We start from the raw sequence: 22,264 nt of genomic DNA, 5'->3' as shown, positions 1-22,264 counted from the left end.
CTTTTCGTTACTTTTTGGGTTTTCCCCGTTGCTTGCTTCTACGTACGGGTTGTGCCTTCGGGTTGAGGGGTATGGTAGCAAGAGATTGATATCTCAGATCAAACTGCTCGCCTGAGCGTTTCATGATCGTAAACGTTTTGGTTGCGCCGACTCGGATCAAACGGTAGTCCACTCTTGTTTTTTTCCCTCCCCCGCTCAGTATCGCAGCCACGGTCCGATGATCCGGCAGATTCACTTTTATTTGCAACGACAGCACGGTTGCTGGAAAAGATGGGATGTCACGATAAGGAATACAAAGCTTACCTTTCAGCATCCGCAAGTGGAGGTTCCGAATCATCACTTCCGTCAATTGCTTGCCCCAATACCGGCGGAAAATACGGGAGATTTTTCGTTTGGTGTTGTATTTTTCGGGCAATGGCGTGTAATCCACACCGTTTACGGTATATACAGGCTTTCCTCTCGGCGAATTCGCGATCTGAGTCCAGACATGCTCTGCTGAAGTAATAAACTGCTTGAGCCTCTGCAACTCATCCAAGGATTTCACCTCCTCCATAAACCGTATGGCGGTAGGCTTATGCTAGTACGCCCGATTTCAGCGTTCCACACGTAACGGACAACAATTCTGAACATACATATAAATTGCAATCATATTATCGGGATGATAGAATATAAACCGCTTTCACTTCTCTTGTCGGGAAGTGCGTTTTTTTGCCTTTTAAGTTTAGCACTATTTAATTTCTTGGAGGTTGTAATGAATTTTATCATTCCCATCGCTGGCATACTCATCGTGATCGGGTTAGCATTGTTAGGAAGCAATGGACGTAAACAGGTCAAATACAGACCGATCATCGTCATGATTGCTCTGCAATTTTTGCTCGCCTTTCTTCTTCTGCAAACCAAGTTTGGGGTTATATTCGTTTCAGCCATTTCCAAATCGTTTGAAAAGCTTCTTGCATTTGCTGGGGAAGGAATCAATTTCGTATTTGGTAATCTGGCAAACGACGGACAAATGTCCTTTTTCCTTGGTGTATTGCTCCCAATCGTCTTCATTTCCGTTCTCATCGGTATTTTGCGTCACTTCAAGATTTTACCGATTATCATGAAGGCAATTGGCTTTGTTCTAAGCAAAATTAACGGCATGGGTAAGCTAGAGTCTTACAACGCTGTTGCTTCTGCTATCGTCGGCCAAAATGAAGTATTCATCACCGTGAAAAAACAGCTCGGTTCCTTGCCGGAGCACCGTCTGTATACGCTGTGCGCGTCAGCCATGTCCACTGTTTCGATGTCGATTGTCGGTGCGTACATGACGATGATTGAGCCGAAATACGTTGTCACGGCCCTGTTCTTGAATCTGTTTGGCGGCTTTATTATCGCTTCGATCATCAACCCTTATACCGTGAAAGAAGAAGACGATTTACTGGAGATTCAAAGCAATGAAAAGCAGTCCTTTTTCGAAATGCTCGTCGAGTACATCATGGACGGCTTCAAGGTAGCGGTAGTCGTTGGCGCAATGCTGCTCGGTTTTGTTGCTTTAATTGGAGCTGTAAATAGCTTGTTCGGCATGATTTTCGGCTGGACGTTCCAAGAAATGCTTGGCTTCGTCTTCGCTCCTTTTGCCGTCCTGATGGGCATTCCTTTTGGGGAAGCGATGAAGGCTGGTGGTATCATGGCGACGAAGCTCGTAACGAACGAGTTTGTAGCGATGATCGAGCTGGGCAAAGTCGTATCTGAACTCTCCCCACGTACAGTAGGAATTCTTTCCGTCTTCCTCGTTTCGTTCGCGAACTTCTCCTCTATCGGCATTATCGCTGGTGCGGTGAAAGGGCTGAATGAGAAACAATCCAATGTGGTTGCTCGCTTTGGGTTGAAGCTGTTGTTCGGTGCCACACTCGTTAGTCTTTTGTCTGGTATCGTCGTCAGCTTTGTTTTGTAATCGAAAAGAAGAAGTGTCCCTCTGCGATGTGCAGTAGGGACACTTTTTTGTATGCAAGGGGTATCGCTAAAGTTCCCTTACAAAAAAAGGATGATCGCATAGTTTGTGGAAATGAACTAAATAAAAAAATTTGGAGGAGATAAAATGAGTGACATTGGAATAAATGAACCGAGTCAAAAGCTCGACATCGGTGGAGTTAGACTATGTTTCAAATATTTTGGTGAAATAAGTGATTTTCCGACGGTGGTTTTTGATTCTGGTTATGGGTGTACATTGAACTACTGGAGTTCGATTGGTGGTGACATTTCAAAGCATACTAGGATGTTCATTTACGACCGAGCAGGTATAGGGGAAAGTAAAAGTGATAAAAGACCTCGTCATAGTCAGCAAATCATTGAGAATCTTAGAAGCTTGCTTCAGAAAGCAAACGTGTCTCCCCCTTACGTTTTGGTCGGGCACTCTTTTGGGGGATTGAATGTTCGACTATATGCAAGTACATTCTCAGAAGAGGTTGCCGGAGTGATTTTATTAGATCCATGTCATGAAGATCAAAATAAAGTCATGGTTCCTTTGTTCTCTGAAGAAGTTCAAGCAGCGTACTATAGTCAGTTTGTTCTTGAAGGTTCTATTCAAGAGATAGAAGAAAGCTTTGAACAAGCTCGAAATTCTAAATCACTTGGCAACAAGCCACTCATTGTCGTATCGGGTACATTACAACCTCATCATACTCCCGAATCTATGGCTGCTTGGGTCCACTTACATAAAGAGCTTACGAAATTATCAACCCGCAGCAAGCATATCATCGTTGAAAATGCTGGACATGCCATTCATATTGATCAGCCAAATGCTGTCGTAGATATCATTAAAGACATGCTGCTTTTGTGTAATGCTCAAAATAGGACAACATCCTCACTATAATCCTTCATATCCTTTCGGGTAATAAAGTAACCAGCGAGTGTCCGGCTACAATCGAGACACTCGCTGATTTTTATCGTATGACCTTCTCCACATCGACACGTCCGGAAAAAAAGGTAGCTCCTCCTCCCATGTCCGCGATGCGATCCGGGGTCAGCGCATTTACATAATGCTTTGAGTGAGGAGCATCAGCCCACAAACCTTGACTGACCACCACTCCCGGTAAAACATTTTCTCCTATCGATACAACCAGCTCGCATTCTCCCCGCTCATTCCATATGCGGACCGTATCTCCGTCACTTATGCCTGATGCAGACGCATCTGCCACATTCATATGCAAACGTGGTATTTTCTCCATTTTCTTATGCTTCTCATTATTCGAGAACGTGGAGTTCAAATAATTGTGATTCGGCCCCGGCACAAATAAATACGGGAAATCCCCATCATTCACCAATGGCGTGTACGTTGGTAATGGGGGCAGCCCACGTTTTGCCATTGCTTGTGAGTAAAGCTCAATTTTGCCACTTGGGGTGGGAAGGTGTTCCAAAAAGAAAGGTTCCAAATTTGCTTTGGCATATTGTTTTTCGACCAAAGTTTCATACGTGATTCCTTCCAAATGAGGATTGCCGTGCCCCTCCAACGCCTGTCTGACCATCTCTGCATCACTGTCTTGAAAAGCAGGTTCGTCATATCCCATGGCGGCAGCCAGCAAGCGGAAAACCTCCGTGTTGGACTTGCTCTCTCCAAATGGGGCGATCACCGGCTGCTGAAGCTGAATGTAATGATGCCAATACGACGTATAAAAATCCGTATTTTCATAAGAAGACGTCGCTGGCAAAACGATATCGGCATAAAGAGCCGTCTCCGTCAAAAATAAGTCATGTACGACTGTGAACAAGTCCTCTCTCGCCAAGCCTTGCCGCACTTTGTTTCCATCCGGTGCAACAATGGCTGGATTGCTCGTATAGACGAAGAGCGATTTCACCGGCGGCTCTGTATCGAGCAACGCTTTTCCAAGCTCATTCATATTGATGACTCTCGTCTGTTTATTAACCAGCAAATCTGGCCGCTGCACGGCAAGCTTGTTGTGCTCCAAGAAACCTTTATTCCCTTTATTCGCCCCACCGCCTTTGACAAGCCACTGCCCTGTCAGGGCTGGAAGACAAGCAATCGTCCTTACACACATTCCACCATTGTCGTGATGCTGAATGCCGTTTCCAATGCGAATAAAGGACGGAGAAGTGGTGCCATACATTCTCGCCAATTTATAAATATCGTCGACTGGGACACCCGTTACCGCTGATACGGTGGCAGGATCGTAGGTGTGTACATGCTCCTTGAGCTCTTCATGTCCTACTGTATACTTTTCCATAAAGGCTGAATCCACCAAGTTTTCTGCAAAAAGCACATGCATGATGCCCAAAGCCAAAGCCGTATCTGTTCCGGGTAAAATCGGGATAAACCAATCAGCCCATCGACCCGTCTGATTTTTATGGACATCAATCACGACGATCTTCGCCCCATTTTTTCGAGCCTGTTCCGCAAACACCACTTGATGCATGTTGGTGCTAACCGTATTGATCCCCCACATGATGAACAGCTTGGAATGTACAGTGTCTTCCGGATCTGTCCCAAAGGCTCCGCCCATCGTGTAGCTGTACCCTACAGCCCCTGCACTGTTGCAGATCGTACGGTCAAGTTGACTAGCCCCCATCCGATGGAAAAAGCGGCGATCCATTCCCTCAACACTAATCCGCCCCATGTTCCCGTAAAAGCTGTAAGGCAAAATGCTCTCGGGACCGTCTGAGTCGATCAAGGCACGCCAGCGTTCGGTTATGGTTGTGATGGCTTCCTCCCAACTGATTCGAACAAACGCCCCGCTCCCTTTTTTGCCAACACGCTTCAACGGATGCGTGAGTCGCTTGGGATCGTAAATGCGCTCTGTCATGTTGCGGACTTTGTTGCAAATATTCCCCTTCGTCACCGGATGGTTCGGGTCCCCTTCGATTTTGACGATTTTCCCCTCTTTTTTATGAAGGAGCAATCCACATTGGTCCGGGCAATCAAGTGAACAGACTGCTGGAAAAACTCCGTTTTCCTGGGTCGTATAAGTCATGGAGGTTCCCCTCTTTCTCATAACAGTAACTAGCTTCTATACGCTATTATAATCGATTGAAAAAAGAAGGCACTACCCCGGCGCGAATGATAAGTTAATGAGTTTTAAATCGCTGCCAATAGCAGAGAAAGGCTCCAAATAGTCACGGTAACCTTATTTCGGAGAACAATAGCTGCTACTACCGAGGGTACCGGCAATATGAAAAAACTCGTGTTCCTTAGCGTACAGGAATACGAGTTTTTTATTACATCCAAGTCACATTTGGTTGGCGGTACCCCCCCAAAAAATACCATGTAGGGTGTGGCCACGTTTTCCACAAGAGGTACAAGAGGTACCATTCGTAACAAGCGATTTGCTACTTCTGATTATCTTCAGGAAGTAGCGAATATTCTAAACCCATAAAACTAGCTACGGAGAGCTTTTCTTCGTTTATGACCTGAAGTCGATAATTAGCAGGAGACAATAGCGCCTGGTTATCAGCTTCTGACAAATTTTCTTTTAGCTTTAGCTGTTGCGAAATCGTATACCGACTCTCTTTACTGTTTAACTCAATTTGAACGAGTGAAGGAGTCTCAGCAAGCAAATTTTTAATGGTCTCGTCACCCGGCATATCTGCAAACGAAAAGTAAATGGGCTTTTCCGTATGCATCATTTTTTCTCTCAAATCATCCGAAATTAAGATTCGTAACGTGAGTTCTGCCGAATTACCATTTTTTGTTATTTGGAGCACGGATGTTTTCAAATTCTCCCCATGAATTTCTTCGAAATAATCGTAGACGCTTACATATGACTTCTCTTTAGGGACTGTTACTGCCTCGCTACAGCCACTAAGAAGGACTATGAACAGAAGGAGAAGTATATGGAGAGGTCGGATCATAGATCTTTTGATTTTTTACTAGAATACTCTTTGTACGAGTATTTGACGTTTACGTAGTTAGAATCCACTACTCTGCCTTGAAAATATTCGACTACGGTTGTCAATTGCTCATGCATGTAGTTCACTTCCTTCTATGAAATTTGATTCCACTTTCATTTTAGTTTTTTAGAAACAATCAGATCAAGTAATCTAAATGTAAAAATTCGGGAATAGCATTACGTATACTACGTGCATTTTAATACGCTAAGTATTATGGGTCATTAAAGATTCGCTAACAGGTTAACATATAAGTAAACGATTCAAGGAGAGCTTCCAAGAATTGAAACTAAAAGATGCCCGAATAGAAAAGAAATTATCCCAGGAAAAAGTAAGCAGGATCATAAACGTATCCTTGAAACATTATCAGAACATTGAATACGGGATTACCAATCCCACTGTTACGATTGCGCTACATATTTGCGAAGTTCTCGACATCGATCCAAGAGAAGTTGACGAGTGGAAAGACAGACGTATACCTAACTAAGAGCGATTTCCTATGAGAAATACAAACAAAAAAGCCGGATTACCGTGGGGTAATTCGGCTTTTTACTTATCGAGAGTTCTGTTCACAGACATAGGACACCATCAGTGTGATGGCGCCCCTTTGTTTCCATACTTAGAAATCCCAATCCAGCAAGTCCTCCAGCAGTTCGCGGGAAAATGCTAATTGCTCCGGTGTGTATTTATCCAGAAAGCTCTTAAATCGCTGTTCAATGTCCTGATGCATCTGATGATGAATCTTATACAGCTTTTGTCCCTTTGCGGTTAACCGATAGTACACTTCTTTCTTATTATCAACCAGCTGTTGCCTTTTAATTAAATCAAGCTTCCATAGCTTTTTGCTGATCCGTGTTATGGACCCTTTCGTTAAATTGACTTTTTCCGAAATCGTGGTGACATTAATGGGACCATGATCCCCGATACAGGCGATGAAATGTATTTCGGATAGGGTAAGGTTTAGCTTCATCCCCATCTCGGATTCCAGCTTCTGCATCTCCTCTGCCATTCGCGCAGTCAATTTGCTTTCTCGCAGCTCTTGCTGCGTGACTAGCTGTATGTAAAGCTGTATGATCCGCTGCTTGGAAAGTTCTGTGCTTTGCATATCATGTCTCCTAGATTACCATCTCATCTCGCCTCCATTATATACTGATTGTTTCGAGAAAAACAATTTGATTTTGTTTTGCGCAAAACATTTTCATTTCAATCAATCATGTCCGCACCAGTGTGAGATTCCTTTCCGAATAGCTTCCAGCGGATTAGACTCCTCTTGGGAAACAGCCCATGCGACATATCCATCCGGTCGAATCAACGCTGTATGCACGTCATGCCAATCAGCAGCTCCCTTAGCAAGTGAAGCGCGAACTACATGGACATGCTTATTTTTCGACCAATCGAGAGCATCATCCAATCGTTCATCCGAGCCGAAATGTAGCAAGAGGAAGGAGCCAGAATGAAAAAGCTCGTAAGCATTTTGGCACTCACCGTTCTTCAGGCGCAGATTCAACTCTGTAAAACGTCGACCGTTCAATACATGCGGCGGCATCTCCCCAACCGGTTCATACTGGACATTGAACGCAGAGATTTGGGTAGCCAACCGATAATTTGCCTCGGGTATTTGCAGCAGGTCGGACACCATATTCCTCAAAGCGATAACGGATGGGGAGAATTCCGAACTACCGAACAGCAGTGATTGCATCTGTGTATTCGTAAGTAATGCGGTATTGATGGGGAAACGTTCCGTATGATAGCTGTCCAACAGCCAATCCGGTGCCCAGCCTTTTAAATGGGCCGCCAGCTTCCACCCCAGGTTGATTGCCTCTTGCAAGCCAACGTTCATCCCCTGTCCTCCGGCTGGAAAATGAATATGGGCAGCATCTCCCACCAGGAAAATCCGTCCTTCTCGATAACGCTGAGCTTGCAAAGTCGCATTGCCAAAACGAGTCATCCAAAACGGATCGGAAATTCCAAAATCGTCTCCAAGAATACGCAGTAAACTAGCGCGCAGTTCCTCCATGGAAACGGGTTCTTCCTTTGGTACAGCCATTCGCTCCGAATCGATTAGCACCACCCGATGCATTCCATTTGGCAAAGGTACAATCATGACCAAGCCTTGTTCATTAAAGTAGGAAGGAGCTCCTGATTCCGGCGGATTTTTCAAAACAACATCCCCTTGCATAGCCGTAAAAGTCGCATTCTTACCGACAAACGGAATGCCTGCCTGCTTGCGGACAATGCTGCCAGCGCCATCTGCGCCGACCACATAGCGTGACGTCAGCACAGCCTTTCCATTCGGCCCGGAAGCCTCAATCTCAACCCCATGCTGATCTTGGTGTATGGCCACTACCTCCTCTTCCCTTCGTATTTCTACCCCTAGACTTTCCGCCCACTCCTCTAGTACCTTCTCCGTATCATGTTGGGGAATAATCAGGGTGTAGTTGGAGGAAGAATCCAAGACTGAAAAATCCAAGCGTGTATCAAGCGCAGCAAAATGCGTCGTCGAAATCGGCTTTCCTCTCTCGAGTAATTTCGCCTTCAACCCGCGCATATCCAGGATTTCCAGTGTGCGCGGATGTACCGTGAGCGCCCGTGAATACGGGGTCGTTTCCTTTAAGCGCTCAAGTACGCATACCTTCACTTTAGCCAATGCCAGCTCTCCAGCCACCATCATGCCAACGGGTCCACCACCAACAATAATTACTTCATAATCGACCTGCATTAAAATCACTCCTATTTTTGTTTTGCACGAAACAAAAATAATATATCATATCTTCTTTTCATTGAAAACCGTTTTCAATCAAATACTTTTTAAAGCCTATGCCAACAAATGAAAAGGCGACCCCCTTCTCGAATCGAGCAAGAGATCGCCTTTTTCTATTTTCTTATCGTTTTGCTACGACAATGGCATAGACTAGACCTTGATCATTTGTCCACAAATCCACTTTGTCCTTGGAGGAAAGCTCGCTTTCTTTCATGTCCTTACCGTTGTAGTATTTGATCTTCGCGTCTTCTGTCAGCTTCAAGCTCGTCGATACGTCATCGAAAAATACATATTTGTCTTTGTTTACGCGGGATTCAATTCCGACGAAACGCACGTTTTCCTTCGCCAGCTTTCCACTGACGGTAGCAGCAATGACATCGCCGTCACGGTCCAGGGTCAATGTCACGTACTCAAATTGATCGACATCTTCAATCGCGTCCTCATCCGTTACATCGTACGTCTTGCCGTTAACCTCTACTTTCGCGGAAGTCACCTTGCCGTTATCGTTACGGACCTCAACAGAGTCAACCACGCCGCTTACTTTCTTAGGTGCACCTGTAATGGCCTTTACTTTGCCAGCGTTGTTGAGTGTCAGCGTGTACTCGTTGTCGTTGGATGCTGCATCGCTGTCAATCGTAACCCCGGACAGGAGCTCATACACTTTCCCGTTCACGGTAATTTTGGAACCGGATTTTTTCGTCACGTATCCTTTTACAGTTTGCTTTTCCAAAGTCAGCTCCACAATGTCATTCGTGCCAACGTTGTATTTCCACGTAAGGATGCGGTGGTCATTAAACTGATCGTTTTTAATAGTCGTTGGTGATACGGAGTTGCCATCGACAGTCAGCTTCGCGTTGGTCAAGATATCGTAGGTTTTCCCGTCGATTTTCACAGTTGCCAGTTTTCCTGGTGCATACGCAGTTGTGTCTGAGACCTGCTTGTTCGTTGCTGCCCCTACACCCTGCTCTACTTTCACCAGGTTTCCATTTTTGTCAAACGTAAGCACTGCAATTTTGCCGCTCGTCAACTCATCCAGCTCATCTACTTCGTCTTCGTCTACGAACAACTCTGTATCTTCATGCACCTCGTAATTGACGCCGCCAACGCGAATCAGGTTTTTGTCTGTATCAACGGTGATCGTATCTGTGAAGCTCAGCTTCGTGTAAACAAGCTCAGATACTTTTCCGTCCACATTGAGTGTCAGCTCGACCAAGTCATCTTTTTCGATGTCAGAGAATGAAGCACTCGTTGCTTTTGCCTCTGGATGCGCCTTACCTTTGACCGTCGCTTTGGAATCCAGCGTGTAGGTCGTGCCGTCTACTCTCAGCTCTTTTTTCGAGTTGGAACCGCTCACGGAAGATACTTTTTCCACAATTCCTTTTGTCGTGTTGTCGCTGATCGTGATGGACTTGATTTTGCCATTGTCGCCAACCACTGCCACAAACTTTTGGCCGATGTGAGAGCGGCTTACATTTACGCCATCTTCTACTTCCAAAACAACTTCTCTTCCGTTGACGATTGCCTTGAATTTCTTTTCATCGCCTACAGCCGTTGTAAAATTAAGACCAGTCTTCACGATTCCTTCCACGATTTCGGAGTCAGAAGTAACAACGGTGAGGAAAGCCACTCGGCCATTTTTCGTGATGTATTCGACTTGCGCGCCTACGATCAGATTGCCGTATACTTGCGCGGAATCAGCCAATTCGATTTCTTTGTTTTGTCCGACTAGCTTCAGCTTTTTGCCAGACTTGTCATACGAAGCAACTGCGCCCTTCACTACTTGCAGCTTCTGATTGGTTCCTTTTGCGTTACCATCTTTGTCGTAGTACGCGCCGTTTGCATAGACAGGCGTTTCCATGAAACTATCTGTGTACTTAGCGACGATATCACGCGGAGCTGCTGCTGTCGGTGTTTCCTTTGCATCGTAAATACCTGCTCTGTCCGCTTCCAGTAAGTATGGGATGTACCACTCGCTTGAGCCTGATGGACGAACGTCAATTTTTAAGCCTTGTACGTAAACAGTCAATGCTTCCGCAATTTTTACGTTGTTGTTCGGTTTGAAGGTTCCATCTGGATATCCCTTGATGATGCCTTGGGATACCGCAAGATTAATGTACCCAGTTGCCCAGTGATCTGCTGGCAGATCTTTAAATGCGGTCTTTCCTTGCAATAGCTTTGCTTGCGCGTCTGTGTACCCCAGTGCCAGCACCGCAACTTTGGCGAACTCTGCTCTCGTCACTTCTTTATACGGTCTGAAAGTGCCATCTGTATAACCTTTCAGAACACCCGCATAGTTCAATTTCAAAATCGCGTCTTTGTTCACGTTTCCTCCGATGTCGGAGAAAGGCAGTGCCGTAGCAGCCCATCCGGTACCCGGCAACGCAAGCGATCCTGCCAGAACCGCAGTCGCTACTAATTTTTTAAAATCCTTGGTTGCTCGATTCTTTTCTTTTTTCAAAATAAACCCCTCCATCAATGTAACCGTTTATCAGTTCTTTCTCTCCAGCAGACTCTCCCATTTGAAGAAATGATGGAATAGTCCACAGTAGAACTGTTTTCTTCGGCTGAACGCTCTTTTTAGACGACACGATTTCCGAAAAAGTTTCAAAGCTTGTTCGGGTAAATCATTCCACTGTTCCACAAACATGGATAGGTAGCGGGTTCACGATATTTCGCAGAACGTAAAAAAACCACCTGAGATCTCAGGTGGTTTTACGTTTTCATTCCAGCAGGAAATGCTATAAGCCAGGTTCTGTCTCTCCCGTGCTTCAAGCGGGGCAATCCCTCGCACCAAGAGCGGTAGCCATCTATCTATGGCATCCGAAGATACCATCCGTCCTTTCCGTTTGATTCCTTCAGGACGGTTCCCCTACCTAATTTGGGTTTCTCGCTCGCAGGGTTTACCGCGTTCCATCTTTTCTGTCGCCAGAAAAGCTACGTTTCTGTGGCACTTTCAGCGTACTCGGGCCTCAGAGAGAGCCCTTTCCACGCCGTCAGCAAGGCTCAACACCTTACTGCCCTGGCTTGCACCAGGTACGAACACTCCAGGCATCTCAGCCTGGGCGAGCCTGGACTTTCCTCTACCGCCAATCGTCGAAACGATTGCGGCAGCGACTACCCACATTTCCTGCACATCAGAATCAGTAACATTTACTCTATCACATGCCTGCTACATGGTCAACAAGCAGGATTTGGAAGGTTAGTGAGTATGGTTATTCGTTATTTTGGATCGGAGGTCTTTACATATCGATAATTCTCGATATAATTATGCGTATGGATCCAATTGAAATTTTTAAAGCGCTGTCCAACGAATCTAGACTTCAAATTTTATATTGGTTAAAAGAGCCTGAAAAACATTTTACGCCCCATGAAGGAGTTGATATGAGGAAAATCGGGGTATGCGTCAGCCAGATAACTGAGAAATTGAATATGACCCAGTCAACCGCATCCCAATATTTGTCCATTCTCCAACGAGCCGGCCTTATCAAGACGGAGCGTATTGGCAAATACACCTATTATACCAGGGACGAAGAAAAAATACGTGAAATCGGCTCCTTTTTTAGTAGTCAAATATGATCGAAATAAAGCTGAATGCTTCATAGAGTATTCAGTTTTATTTCAAACGTACATTTCGATATATCCCGATATGTCAATACTTCTTAGTTTAGATCAGCGCTATTGGACCATATCTGATAATAGATGCAAATATTTTAAAAGGAGTGAAATACATGTCGAATACATGGAAGGTTTACTTTTTGGCATTGGTTAGTTTTTTAGTTGGGACATCCGAGTACGTGATTTCAGGGATCCTTGATAAACTCTCTAGTACCATGGGCATCTCAATTACGGCTGCGGGTCAGCTTGTTACTATTTTTTCATTTGTTTATGCAATTTTTACCCCGATCATGATGGCACTAACTGCGAAAATGGATAGAAAGAGGCTTCTCATTAGTGCACTAGGTATTTTCGTGTTAGCCAATATATTGTCATTCGCTATGCCGAATTTTGAATTGTTTGTTCTAGCCCGTGTGATCATGGCTTTAGGAGCAGGAATGGTTGTTGTAACTGCGTTAGATATCGCGTCCAAGATCGCTCCTGCAGGTAAACAGGCAAGCTCGATTGCAACCGTCATTATGGGATTTACCGCATCATTAATCATTGGTGTTCCCCTCGGACGCACAGCGGCGGCTGTATTTGGATGGCAATCCGTTTTCGGTATCATTGCGCTGGCAGGACTTCTGGCGATATTTGTCCTGTCCCGGACGATCCCGCAAGTGCAAGGGGATGAGCCAGTACCTCTGTCTAAGCAGTTAGCATTATTGAAAAACCCGAAGGTCGCACTTGGCTTATCGATTACGTTCTTTTGGCTGGGTGGGTATTCCCTCGCATATACCTACATTTCACCCTATCTTCTCGAAGTCGCAGGCATAAATGAGAATTTGTTGAGCGGCGCCTTATTGGCGTTTGGCGTAGCTAGTTTGATTGGTTCTAAATTGGGTGGTTTTAGCACTGACAAATGGGGAGTATCCCCCACTTTACTTGGCGGAATGATCCTGCACGTTGTAGCTCTCATTTTGCTTTCCGTTACTGTTACTATCTCGCCTCAACCGTTTACAGTTATCGCCCTTTTGGTACTATGGTCTTTCGCTGCATGGTCTTCCGGGCCTACGCAACAGTTTAATTTGGTACGGATTGCACCGAATTATTCAGGGATCATGCTTGGTCTTAATCAATCCATGATGCAGCTCTCGATGGCCGCAGGGGCAGGTATCGGAGGCATTGCGATTGAGCAAGTTTCCCTGTCGTCGATTACATGGTTGGGTACGATTGGCGTAGCTATCTCCATCCTTGCTTCCCTATTTTTAATCGTTATGTTAAAAGAAAAGGTTGCACAACAGAACACAAACATATGAAATTACCCCTCGTAAAGGGAGCTTATCATGGGGAAATTGTGCGGTAACAATTATAATGGACATAGAATTGTTTGGGTTTACAATGTGGTGGCCTGTACCTTAGTGGTACGGGCTTTAAGCTCGAATAAAGCAATACCTTTCCGATGAGGCATATGGTTTAAGTCACAAAGGTTTTCTTTGTAGTACAATAGAAATGGCTACAAGGAGGTAGGACGATGATAACCATTACTCCAACTGCGGCGGTACGTCTTGCACAAATGATCGCGGAAGAAGCGGATGCAGAACAGCTCGGAATCAGACTCGTCCCGACTACGACGGGTTGTGGCAGCTATACATATAGCATCGCCATTACGGAAGCGAACAAACATGATCTCGCCCAAGAAATAAGTGGAATTCGTTTCTTTTATCAAACACATGAGATAGACCAGCTCTCCGGGACAGTCATCGACTGCGATCCTGCAACTGGCCGCTTCTCTATTTTCCATCCGCGCCCGATGCAAACAGATTGCTCGCTTACTCATTGATTAGGAGGTAACTATGCTGCTCTTATCATTTGAAAACATCAAACCGAAGATTCACCCTACCGTTTTCTTGGCAAAAGGCTCCGTCGTTTCTGGCGATGTCGAAATCGGCGAGGATTCTTCTATTTGGTACAACACTGTGATCCGCGGGGACATCGCTCCGACCGTCATTGGAAAACGCGTCAGTGTCCAAGACAACAGCACGCTGCACCAAAGCCCGAACAACCCGCTGATCCTCGAAGACGAGGTGACTGTTGGACATAACGCCGTTTTACATAGCTGCGTGGTACGTCGCGGCGCATTGATTGGAATGGGTGCGATCGTGCTGGATCGTGCGGAAATTGGAGAAGAAGCGATGGTTGCTGCGGGTGCACTCGTTCCTCCAGGCATGAAGGTGCCACCTCGCTCGCTTGTTGTCGGCAACCCAGCAAAAGTAAAACGTGAACTCAACGAGGCAGACTTGAAAGAATTCGTACGCATTCGCCAATCGTATGTGGATAAAGGAAAGATGTATCGACAACTGGAAGAAACCCCGCTCGAACGGGAGTAGGAAAAAGAAAAGGGAGGTCGAGGGCGCATATGCACCTTCTATCCTCCCTGTTTTTTTATGATTGGCGATCCAAGCCGATTAACACCGCTTTTTCCTTACGAAGCATTCTGCAATCGATCTACCTCGCGAATGTGCTCAAATAGCATATACGAGCGGATCGCTGTCTCTAAATGAAGCCGGTCCGGTTCTTTGGTCGTGCTGTATTTTTGAAAGAAAGCCGACAGCTTGTAAAGAAAACCGAAATATTTACGCACGTAGCGATCACCGAGCATGCCAACAAGCAGTCCTGCTACCCCGCATGCGACGCTCCATTCTAAAGGTAAAAAGAATACAGACAAAATGAATCCTGTAAAAAACCACACGACCAGATTCGTCGAGCAACCGTCATTCACGATATTTGCCCGTTGAATCTCATTCAGTGCTGCTAGTGACTTCTTCCCTCCATAGCTAAACACTTTATGTTCTGCACCGTGAAATTTTTTCATCTTTTTCGGAAAAACGAAGTGAAAGCCTGCGATGTAAACAGCTACCCACATCGGATCGAGAATGGCCCAGTCAGGCTGCAAGATCGCTGCCAGTACATAACCAGCAAGCAGGAGATGAAACAATTGATAGTACCACGGAAAGGAGAAAAATATTCGATACCAGAGCTTCCCTATCGTTTTCAATGTGATTTTTTCCGCCCACATATGAATCACGCCGTCTTTTACTTCCGCGCAAGCCAGCACATTTCGATCATGAAAAAGCACACCGCGTCCAAAAGACATCCCCATAATCATCTCGTTAGCTATTCTCCTTCCGCCTTAATGTCGTTATAATAGGTTGAGTTGTACGCAGAATGAAGGAGGTTTCACAATTGATCCGCATGGTTCCAACTACACCATTAACACCTTTACACGATCCATGGGAGCCGTTGTTCAATGCGACACCCCCCGCCTATAAACTTACCAGCGTCGAGTTTACTGTAACGAATCTGTGCAATCTCCGCTGTGAGCATTGCGCGGTTGGTGATACATTGCGATACAAAGACGATCCCGCACTCCCTGTTGATCTCATACTTCGTCGTCTCGATGAAGCAAAAGATCTGCTTACTCTCAGTATAACAGGCGGCGAACCGATGTACAGCGAGCGCACCGTGAAAACTGTGATCGCACCTATTCTACAATATGCAGCAGATCGTGGGCTGCGGACGCAAATCAACTCCAACATGTCCATGCCGTTTTCTCGGTATGAGTTGATCCTGCCATACATCGATGTCATGCATATTTCATGGAACTGGTCTACTCCCGAAGAATTCCATGATATTGTTTACGCAAAAGCACGGCAGCCGGTTTCAATGAAAAGAGCGGAAGCACAATTTCATGAGATGATGGAAAATGCACGCAAGCTCTCGGAAGCAGGTGTATTTGTCTCAGCCGAAACGATGCTGAATCATCGCACATGGACAAAGCTCGATACTCTCCACCGTCAGATTCAGGAGATGGGCAGCAAGCGACATGAGGTACACCCGATGTACGCGAGTGATTTTGCCCGTGATCTGGATGTCCTTTCGCTCGATGAGCTCCGTCAAGCCATTCATCGGATGCTCGATGTACGTAATGAAGATTTGTGGATGCTTTTCGGGACGCTTCCGTTTTTTGCTTGTAGTTCTGAAGCAGCAGACAGGGAAATGATCAGCAGACTGCGCTCTGCGAAAAATGTGACGACTCGCAATGATCCAGATGGTCGGAATCGTCTAAACATCAACATTTTCACCGGTGATGTCATCGTGACCGATTTCGGGGATGTAGAGCCATTAGGCAATATTCAAACCGATCAGCTCCAGTCGATGTTTGAAAAATGGCAAGAACACACGCTGAATCAGAAGATCAATTGCTTCTGTCCTGCTGCAGGATGTGCAGGACCGAACCTGCTCGTTGCTAATACTTACTATCAGGAGACTGATTTTACTCTGCGCAAAGCACTCGTCTAATTGGGCACACTAGGGTGTGAGGTGATCTACCATGAGCAGACGCAAACGCCCTCTCGTCCCCGAGGCGAGAAAAGGGCTAGACGCCCTAAAAGCGCAGGTTGCACACGTTGATGATCCTGCGCAGGCCAAATTCGAGGTCGCAGAAGAAATTCATGTCCCATTGCAGCCCGGCTACAATGGACAGTTAACCTCTCACGATGCCGGTCGAATCGGAGGACGCTTGGGCGGCAGTATGGTCAAAGAGATGGTTCGGATGGCAATGGAAGGTATGAATAAAAAACCGTAATTCTATTGTTTAGAAACCCCGCTATTTGTTGAATGCGAATGGCGGGGTTCTTTGTCGAGTAATCGAGTATTGCCAAGTCGGACACTGGCTATCAAACTGATTCCAATCAGAATCAAACCAGTGATAAAGACGTCGTGCAAAGCTTCACTAAACACCAGTCCTGCCCGCATCCGCCATTCTACGATGCTCCCAAACACACTCACTCCAATCGTCCCCCCAATGGACCGAAATAATTGCGATGTCGACATGGCAACACCCCGATCTTCCGGTTTGACAGCGCTGTGTGCTGCTGTACCAAGTGCCGGATAGATTGCTCCCATGCCTAGACCTGTGACAATCATGTAGATAACGAGCTGTGCGTTCGTTGTCTCTCCATCCATCGTGCTTAGAAGGAAGAAGCCTGTCGCCATGATGAGTAAGCTGGGAATCAGAATCGCCCGAAATGAAGCTTTTGCCATCCATCTTCCCCCAATCGTCGAAGAAATCGCTGCGGACAGCATGAGTGGGACTAAAAGGAATCCAGCCTCTGAGGGACTCGCACCGCGTACCCCTTGGACGAACAGAGGGACATATGCGATTGCACCAAACAAAGCGGCACTCACAAAGAATCCTGCGAGATTGCCATATCCAATGGCCGGAATGCGAAAGAGGGAAAGCGGAAGCAGGGGCTCCTTTGCTTTGGTTTCAATCCAGATGAACAAGCCGAGAAATAAGGTACCTGCTCCCCCTAATCCGATCTTGTATTCCCTCCCCTCCATGACAAGGGACAGCAGAATGAGAATGATGGCTGCACTCAAGCTAATCGCCCCGTACCAGTCGATGATTGACTTCTTATCGTAGTGCCGCTGATCACGAAAGGCTAGCGCAATGATCAAAAAGGCAGCGATACCAATAGGAAGGTTGATAAAGAAGATCCATCCCCACGGCAGATGCTCCACGATCATTCCTCCCAACGAGGGACCGAATATACTCGTCATGGCAAAGACAGCTCCGAAAAGTCCTTGAAATTTGCCTCTCTTTTCGGGTGGATACAGTTCACCCACAATGATGAATGCAACCGGCATTAATGCCCCAGCTCCCAAACCTTGAACTCCTCTCGCTACAATAAGACCCGTCATGGAATTCGCCATGCCGCACAGGAGAGATCCTAAGAGAAACACAAACAACCCGATCAAATACATTTTTCTCGCTCCAAACAAGTCCGCCATTTTCCCATAGATGGGCATGCTCGTGGTCGATGTGAGCATATAAATCGCGAACACCCAGCTATAAAGAGATAGACCTCCCAGCTCTTTTGTAATTGTCGGCATGGCAGTTGAGACAATCGTCTGATCCAACGCTGACAAGACTAATCCCATCAGCACTCCACCCGTGACTAAGCCTACGCGACGCTTTTCCTTTTCCATCTCCATCGCACTCCCCTTTTTGAAGTAGTTGATAACAGCTCCAAAAATATAAGGGAATTTCCGGAAAAAGAGTAGACTTTTTCTTTCTGATGAGTTATTCTGATGATAGAGTCTGCCCATAGGAATCTCGAATGAATGATAAATAAAAACCGCCTCCATAACGGACGCGGTTTTTTTGTTTTGCCATTCATCTCAGCTTGTCGAGCTTTTTGGCACTTGCCTTACGAGGTCCAAGCATCGCCTTACCTATGTCGCCCACTTTGTTTACAGAGTCAAAAACTTGGTCGATCACATCCACCAGTTCCCGAATCTGCACCACTTTTCCATAGACGCCCATGAAATGGTGTCGAACGTTTTTTCCATTTAACCCTAGCATGGCCGCACCTCCTCTTAATCCTCTCGTATCACTTTATGCAGGATCAAGCGAAGAGGAAATTGCCAAATGTGGAAAATTATTTGGCCCTCTATCCAGCTGCTTAACGTGGACGAGGCGTGGCGGTCGGACGCGGGCGCGGAGGTTGTGTCGGCGTAGTGGCCCGCTCCAGACGAGTGACACGGTTCTCCAACCGATCTACTCGATTGTCCAGCCTGCGATAGTCTTCACGCAGCGCATCTACTCGATTCTCCAGTCGATTCAGACGACGCTCGACATCCCCACCAGGAGCTGGTGTCGGCGTAATTGGGATGTACAAATTTTGACCAACGTAAATGTAGTAGGGATAGGCGACATTATTCACACGGATCAATTCCTGAACGGATACACCAAATCGAGCCGCAATGCTGTTTAGCGTATCTCCCGAACGGACTACATAGTTCACGAATCTCACTCCTTTTTCTGTGATCATTCGCTATTAACCTATGCCCGCCCTGGTACACGCGCAATAAACCAATACCCATTTTGGCTAAAAATAGTCAAACACCCAGTACAAACGCCGTTACAAACCTGAAAGAGCAAGGCTCAGTCCCATCAACACTTTGAATAGACAGAAACACCCTCAAGAAACACTTCCTCTACTTGCTTCAATCCCTCTATCTCTTGTAATGGATCACCTTTTACCACAAGCAAATCTGCAAAATAACCTGGCGCTAACGTCCCAATCTTACTTCCTTGATCCAGCACCTCAGCAGCATTTTGAGTAGCAGCCTGGATCGCACGAATTGGCTCCATCCCCAGCTCCACCATCAGCTTGATTTCCTCTGCCACAGGCGTAATTGGATAGCCTTCCAATACGATATCCGTACCCGTAGCGATTTTTACGCCTGTATTCATCAATTGTACGAAGTTCTCGCGATACGCCTTTTCTGATTCGATGAAAAAGGCTCCCTGCTCGATAATCTCTTCGCTCAAGATGCCTTGATTCGCCTGTTGCTGCTCATTCCAAATATGCTTGTAATAATCAGCAATCTGGAAGAAGGTAACCATAGTCGGTACCCATACCAGTCCTTTTTCTTTCATCTGTTCTGCTTGTTCAACGGTCATAAACGTCGCATGCTCGATCGTATCAAATCCCGCATCAATCGCCATTTGGAGCGCCGGTTGGAGCGAGGCATGTACACAGCATTTTCGTCCCAAGCGATGAGATTCATCAACCGCCGCATCCAGCTCCTCCTGTGTGAACTCCGGCGTTGGTGTACGATGGCTCGTCATGAGCTTGATCCAGTCTGCTCCTGCTCTTACTTGTTCACGTACGGCTGTCCGCACGTCCCACGGACCATTTGCTTCTCGCAGGGCACCCTCTAATTGCCAGCCGTGCCCCCCGGTCATAATAATCCCTTGGTTTACCTGAAAAAGACGAGGGGAAACAATGAAGCCGTTCTTGGCTGCCAGCTTCAGCGTACTGCACAATCCATCCGGTGCTGCCACATCACGGATCGTCGTAACCCCCAAGGAAAGTGCCTCTTTCAAATTCGCTGTCGCCATTAAAGCCACGAGTCCGTCGTTGTTGCGATACTCAGCGGAGTCTGGTTTGCTCCACCAATACCCGATGTGAACATGTAAATCGATCAAGCCTGGCAAAATGGAGCATCCGCTGTACCGCTTTACCTCTCCTTCCGATATGGAATCCGTAAGCTCCGATTCTGTCCCCACTGCTACAATCTTTCCTCGCTCATCAATCCCGACAGCACCTTGTTCGATTACATGCTCTCCATCTCCGATAATGACACGATCAGCAATCAACCATTTCATTTCTGTCCCCCCTGTCAAAAATGAAAATCCATCTGTCCGCAATCGTGGTTAGTTCCTCGAAAGTTCATCATCTATCCGACTATTTCCTTCTCCTCTCTCGTCTAGTTTGAAAAAAAAGCCTCCGGCAGCACGTGAAGTGCGCCAGAGGCTTTCGTGTTACATTCCTTATTTAAATACAGGTGCAGCAAACTGAGCCAATTTCTCCGCGGAAGACTTTTCCACATCCGCGTGCAAGCTGTTGCCATGAGAATCCATGGTGACGATTGCTGCGAAGCCTTTTACGCGCAGGTGCCACATCGCTTCTGGAATACCGAATTCCATGAAGTCGACACCTTCTACTTTTTCCAAGCATTCTGCATAATACTGAGCCGCTCCACCAATCGCATTTAAGTACACAGCGCCATGCTCGTTCAATGCTTTCAGGGTTTTCGCACCCATTCCGCCTTTTCCGATAACGGCACGGATTCCAAATTTCTTGATGATTTCGCCTTGGTACGGTTCCTCGCGAATGGAGGTAGTCGGGCCAGCCGCTTTTACATGCCACTCGCCTGCTTCGTCCTTCAGCATGACTGGACCGCAGTGGTAGATGATGCCACCGTTCAAGTCCACAGGACAGTCATGATCCATCAGGTAGCTATGCAGGGCGTCGCGTCCTGTGTGCATTTCACCATTGATAATGACCACATCGCCCACTCGCAGGCTGCGGATTTGTTCTTCAGAGATTGGCGCTTGCAGAACAACCTCTCTGCGCTTTTCGCCCGCATCGTCCGTAGCTGCTACAGGGGACAAGTCCATCGCCACTTCTTCGTCTTTATAGAGGTAACGGAGGATTTCGCCAGTCTCCGGATTCAGGCGAACTCCTTGACGGCGGAATGCCCAGCAGTTGTACGCAACGGATACGAAAAAGCTCGCTGGCAGGCGGTTTTCCACGCCGATTTTACAGCCCAAGAGAGTCGAGTTACCACCAAAACCCATGGTTCCGATTCCGAGTTGGTTCGCTGTTTCCATGATGTAGTCTTCCAAAGCAGCCAGATCAGCAATTGGATTCACATCGTCCACTTTGCGGAACAATTGATGCTTCGCCAATGCATAACCGGAGGTGCGATCGCCACCGATTCCTACGCCGATGAAGCCGGCACTACAGCCTTGTCCTTGCGCTTGATATACCGCATGCAGAATGCACTTGCGAATACCATCCAGGTTGCGGCCCACTTTGCCCAGACCTTCAAGCTCACAAGGCAGGGAGTACTGGATGTTTTTGTTCTCACAGCCGCCGCCTTTGAGAATCAGCTTGATTTCGATTTCATTCTCTTCCCATTGCTCAAAGTGAATGACAGGAGTACCTGGTCCGAGATTGTCCCCTGTGTTTGTACCCGTCAAGGAATCTACGGAGTTGGAACGCAGCTTACCCGTTTTGGTTGCTTCTGCAATCATTTCTTTGATGGCTTGTTTAATGATCAGCTGGTTGACTCCAACCGGAGTTTTCACTTCGAATGTAGGCATCCCCGTATCTTGGCAAATCGGAGAAACATTTTCTTCTGCCATGACGACGTTTTGCGCAATTGTAGACAAAGACAGCGCTGCGCGTGTGCCAAGATCCTCTTTCACTTTAGCTGCATTGACGGCACGACGCACGTCTGGTGGTAGATTCGTAGAAGTATCCGTGATGAGTTCCAGAATGCTTTGCTTCAAGTTTTCCATCTATGACGCCCCTTTTGACGTAGTGGTGTAAATGGTAGCATAAACCGCCTATTATTATAGCACACGCTCCCCCACCTGTCCGTAGATTG

General features: G+C 46.6%; 21 protein-coding genes and 1 other RNA gene. 9 read left to right on the top strand and 13 right to left on the bottom strand.

From position 1 onward, the window contains the following. Positions 1-7: 7 nt before the first annotated feature. Positions 8-544 (bottom strand): DL-endopeptidase inhibitor IseA family protein, encoded by a 537-nt coding sequence (locus ODZ53_RS13120; RefSeq protein WP_016739771.1) that lies wholly within the window; start codon positions 542-544, stop codon positions 8-10. Positions 545-751: 207 nt separating this feature from the next. Here ODZ53_RS13120 and ODZ53_RS13115 point away from each other — a divergent pair, with 207 nt between their 5' ends. Together ODZ53_RS13115 and ODZ53_RS13110 are read left to right on the top strand one after the other, a co-directional pair. After that, positions 752-1,933 (top strand): NupC/NupG family nucleoside CNT transporter, encoded by a 1,182-nt coding sequence (locus ODZ53_RS13115; protein ID WP_372677580.1) that lies wholly within the window; start codon positions 752-754, stop codon positions 1,931-1,933. A 144-nt stretch (positions 1,934-2,077) separates the two neighbouring features. Further along, positions 2,078-2,851, top strand: coding sequence for an alpha/beta fold hydrolase (locus ODZ53_RS13110; protein ID WP_372677578.1), 774 nt, complete (start codon positions 2,078-2,080; stop codon positions 2,849-2,851). A gap of 70 nt (positions 2,852-2,921) precedes the next feature. On the opposite strand, the gene ODZ53_RS13105 is transcribed toward ODZ53_RS13110, so the two are convergent. Beyond that, positions 2,922-4,964, bottom strand: coding sequence for a molybdopterin-containing oxidoreductase family protein (locus ODZ53_RS13105; protein WP_372677576.1), 2,043 nt, complete (start codon positions 4,962-4,964; stop codon positions 2,922-2,924). A gap of 355 nt (positions 4,965-5,319) precedes the next feature. After that, entirely contained in the window at positions 5,320-5,706 is a 387-nt protein-coding gene (locus ODZ53_RS13100; protein WP_372677574.1) for a hypothetical protein, read from the bottom strand. Between the two features lie 454 nt (positions 5,707-6,160). Here ODZ53_RS13100 and ODZ53_RS13095 point away from each other — a divergent pair, with 454 nt between their 5' ends. Next, the gene (locus ODZ53_RS13095) at positions 6,161-6,364 is read left to right on the top strand and encodes a helix-turn-helix domain-containing protein (RefSeq protein ID WP_142496321.1); all 204 of its coding nucleotides are present in this window, start codon (positions 6,161-6,163) and stop codon (positions 6,362-6,364) included. 132 nt (positions 6,365-6,496) lie between these two features. On the opposite strand, the gene ODZ53_RS13090 is transcribed toward ODZ53_RS13095, so the two are convergent. From ODZ53_RS13090 to rnpB, 4 genes are all read right to left on the bottom strand, one after another. Next, complete coding sequence (locus ODZ53_RS13090) at positions 6,497-6,982, bottom strand: MarR family transcriptional regulator (protein WP_372677572.1); 486 nt, start codon at positions 6,980-6,982, stop codon at positions 6,497-6,499. 102 nt (positions 6,983-7,084) lie between these two features. Then, a complete protein-coding gene (locus ODZ53_RS13085) occupies positions 7,085-8,596 on the bottom strand; it encodes a monooxygenase (protein ID WP_372677570.1) in 1,512 nt (503 codons plus the stop codon). Between the two features lie 163 nt (positions 8,597-8,759). Further along, positions 8,760-11,096, bottom strand: a complete 2,337-nt coding sequence (locus ODZ53_RS13080) for an S-layer homology domain-containing protein (protein ID WP_372677568.1) — start codon at positions 11,094-11,096, stop codon at positions 8,760-8,762. A gap of 278 nt (positions 11,097-11,374) precedes the next feature. Beyond that, positions 11,375-11,764: RNase P RNA component class B (rnpB, locus tag ODZ53_RS13075), an RNA gene on the bottom strand. Positions 11,765-11,911: 147 nt separating this feature from the next. Here rnpB and ODZ53_RS13070 point away from each other — a divergent pair. The 4 genes from ODZ53_RS13070 (at position 11,912) to ODZ53_RS13055 (ending at position 14,622) form a co-directional block, all read left to right on the top strand. Beyond that, entirely contained in the window at positions 11,912-12,214 is a 303-nt protein-coding gene (locus ODZ53_RS13070; RefSeq protein ID WP_172137597.1) for an ArsR/SmtB family transcription factor, read from the top strand. Positions 12,215-12,366: 152 nt separating this feature from the next. After that, positions 12,367-13,551, top strand: coding sequence for an MFS transporter (locus ODZ53_RS13065; protein ID WP_372677566.1), 1,185 nt, complete (start codon positions 12,367-12,369; stop codon positions 13,549-13,551). 215 nt (positions 13,552-13,766) lie between these two features. After that, positions 13,767-14,075, top strand: coding sequence for an iron-sulfur cluster biosynthesis family protein (locus tag ODZ53_RS13060; protein ID WP_372677564.1), 309 nt, complete (start codon positions 13,767-13,769; stop codon positions 14,073-14,075). A gap of 13 nt (positions 14,076-14,088) precedes the next feature. Then, positions 14,089-14,622 carry a gamma carbonic anhydrase gene (locus ODZ53_RS13055; protein WP_199927233.1) on the top strand — a complete coding sequence of 178 codons (534 nt, stop codon included), beginning with the start codon at positions 14,089-14,091 and terminating at the stop codon, positions 14,620-14,622. A gap of 95 nt (positions 14,623-14,717) precedes the next feature. Here ODZ53_RS13055 and ODZ53_RS13050 read toward each other — a convergent pair whose 3' ends face one another. Further along, complete coding sequence (locus ODZ53_RS13050; protein ID WP_372677562.1) at positions 14,718-15,401, bottom strand: DUF1385 domain-containing protein; 684 nt, start codon at positions 15,399-15,401, stop codon at positions 14,718-14,720. A 77-nt stretch (positions 15,402-15,478) separates the two neighbouring features. Here ODZ53_RS13050 and yfkAB point away from each other — a divergent pair, with 77 nt between their 5' ends. Next, positions 15,479-16,594, top strand: a complete 1,116-nt coding sequence (gene yfkAB, locus ODZ53_RS13045; RefSeq protein WP_372677560.1) for a radical SAM/CxCxxxxC motif protein YfkAB — start codon at positions 15,479-15,481, stop codon at positions 16,592-16,594. 31 nt (positions 16,595-16,625) lie between these two features. Further along, on the top strand, positions 16,626-16,880 hold the full coding sequence (locus ODZ53_RS13040; protein WP_199927234.1) for an alpha/beta-type small acid-soluble spore protein: 255 nt from the start codon (positions 16,626-16,628) through the stop codon (positions 16,878-16,880). A gap of 2 nt (positions 16,881-16,882) precedes the next feature. Here ODZ53_RS13040 and ODZ53_RS13035 read toward each other — a convergent pair whose 3' ends face one another. The 5 genes from ODZ53_RS13035 to ODZ53_RS13015 form a co-directional block, all read right to left on the bottom strand. Next, a complete protein-coding gene (locus ODZ53_RS13035) occupies positions 16,883-18,292 on the bottom strand; it encodes an MDR family MFS transporter (RefSeq protein WP_372677557.1) in 1,410 nt (469 codons plus the stop codon). Positions 18,293-18,473: 181 nt separating this feature from the next. Next, positions 18,474-18,662 carry a hypothetical protein gene (locus ODZ53_RS13030; RefSeq protein ID WP_007724315.1) on the bottom strand — a complete coding sequence of 63 codons (189 nt, stop codon included), beginning with the start codon at positions 18,660-18,662 and terminating at the stop codon, positions 18,474-18,476. 100 nt (positions 18,663-18,762) lie between these two features. Then, positions 18,763-19,104 carry a LysM peptidoglycan-binding domain-containing protein gene (locus ODZ53_RS13025; protein WP_016739749.1) on the bottom strand — a complete coding sequence of 114 codons (342 nt, stop codon included), beginning with the start codon at positions 19,102-19,104 and terminating at the stop codon, positions 18,763-18,765. A 149-nt stretch (positions 19,105-19,253) separates the two neighbouring features. Then, positions 19,254-20,474 (bottom strand): metal-dependent hydrolase family protein, encoded by a 1,221-nt coding sequence (locus tag ODZ53_RS13020; protein ID WP_372677555.1) that lies wholly within the window; start codon positions 20,472-20,474, stop codon positions 19,254-19,256. Positions 20,475-20,639: 165 nt separating this feature from the next. Continuing rightward, entirely contained in the window at positions 20,640-22,175 is a 1,536-nt protein-coding gene (locus tag ODZ53_RS13015) for a fumarate hydratase (RefSeq protein ID WP_016739747.1), read from the bottom strand. Between the last annotated feature and the right edge of the window lie 89 nt (positions 22,176-22,264).

Source organism: Brevibacillus sp. BD137 (assembly GCF_041644655.1).
Taxonomy (GTDB): domain Bacteria; phylum Bacillota; class Bacilli; order Brevibacillales; family Brevibacillaceae; genus Brevibacillus; species Brevibacillus brevis_D.
The sequence above is the reverse complement of the archived record's forward strand: the minus strand, read 5'-3'. Positions and strand labels throughout refer to the sequence as shown.

Excerpts from the sequence above, each read along its gene's own strand:
- ODZ53_RS13115 (WP_372677580.1), top strand. The coding sequence starts at position 752 with ATGAATTTTATCATTCCCATCGCTGGCATACTCATCGTGATCGGGTTA.
- ODZ53_RS13110 (WP_372677578.1), top strand. The coding sequence starts at position 2,078 with ATGAGTGACATTGGAATAAATGAACCGAGTCAAAAGCTCGACATCGGT.
- ODZ53_RS13105 (WP_372677576.1), bottom strand. The coding sequence starts at position 4,964 with ATGACTTATACGACCCAGGAAAACGGAGTTTTTCCAGCAGTCTGTTCA.
- ODZ53_RS13090 (WP_372677572.1), bottom strand. The coding sequence starts at position 6,982 with ATGCAAAGCACAGAACTTTCCAAGCAGCGGATCATACAGCTTTACATA.
- ODZ53_RS13085 (WP_372677570.1), bottom strand. The coding sequence starts at position 8,596 with ATGCAGGTCGATTATGAAGTAATTATTGTTGGTGGTGGACCCGTTGGC.
- ODZ53_RS13070 (WP_172137597.1), top strand. The coding sequence starts at position 11,912 with ATGGATCCAATTGAAATTTTTAAAGCGCTGTCCAACGAATCTAGACTT.
- ODZ53_RS13065 (WP_372677566.1), top strand. The coding sequence starts at position 12,367 with ATGTCGAATACATGGAAGGTTTACTTTTTGGCATTGGTTAGTTTTTTA.
- ODZ53_RS13060 (WP_372677564.1), top strand. The coding sequence starts at position 13,767 with ATGATAACCATTACTCCAACTGCGGCGGTACGTCTTGCACAAATGATC.
- ODZ53_RS13055 (WP_199927233.1), top strand. The coding sequence starts at position 14,089 with ATGCTGCTCTTATCATTTGAAAACATCAAACCGAAGATTCACCCTACC.
- ODZ53_RS13050 (WP_372677562.1), bottom strand. The coding sequence starts at position 15,401 with ATGATTATGGGGATGTCTTTTGGACGCGGTGTGCTTTTTCATGATCGA.
- ODZ53_RS13040 (WP_199927234.1), top strand. The coding sequence starts at position 16,626 with ATGAGCAGACGCAAACGCCCTCTCGTCCCCGAGGCGAGAAAAGGGCTA.
- ODZ53_RS13035 (WP_372677557.1), bottom strand. The coding sequence starts at position 18,292 with ATGGAGATGGAAAAGGAAAAGCGTCGCGTAGGCTTAGTCACGGGTGGA.
- ODZ53_RS13030 (WP_007724315.1), bottom strand. The coding sequence starts at position 18,662 with ATGCTAGGGTTAAATGGAAAAAACGTTCGACACCATTTCATGGGCGTC.
- ODZ53_RS13020 (WP_372677555.1), bottom strand. The coding sequence starts at position 20,474 with ATGAAATGGTTGATTGCTGATCGTGTCATTATCGGAGATGGAGAGCAT.
- ODZ53_RS13015 (WP_016739747.1), bottom strand. The coding sequence starts at position 22,175 with ATGGAAAACTTGAAGCAAAGCATTCTGGAACTCATCACGGATACTTCT.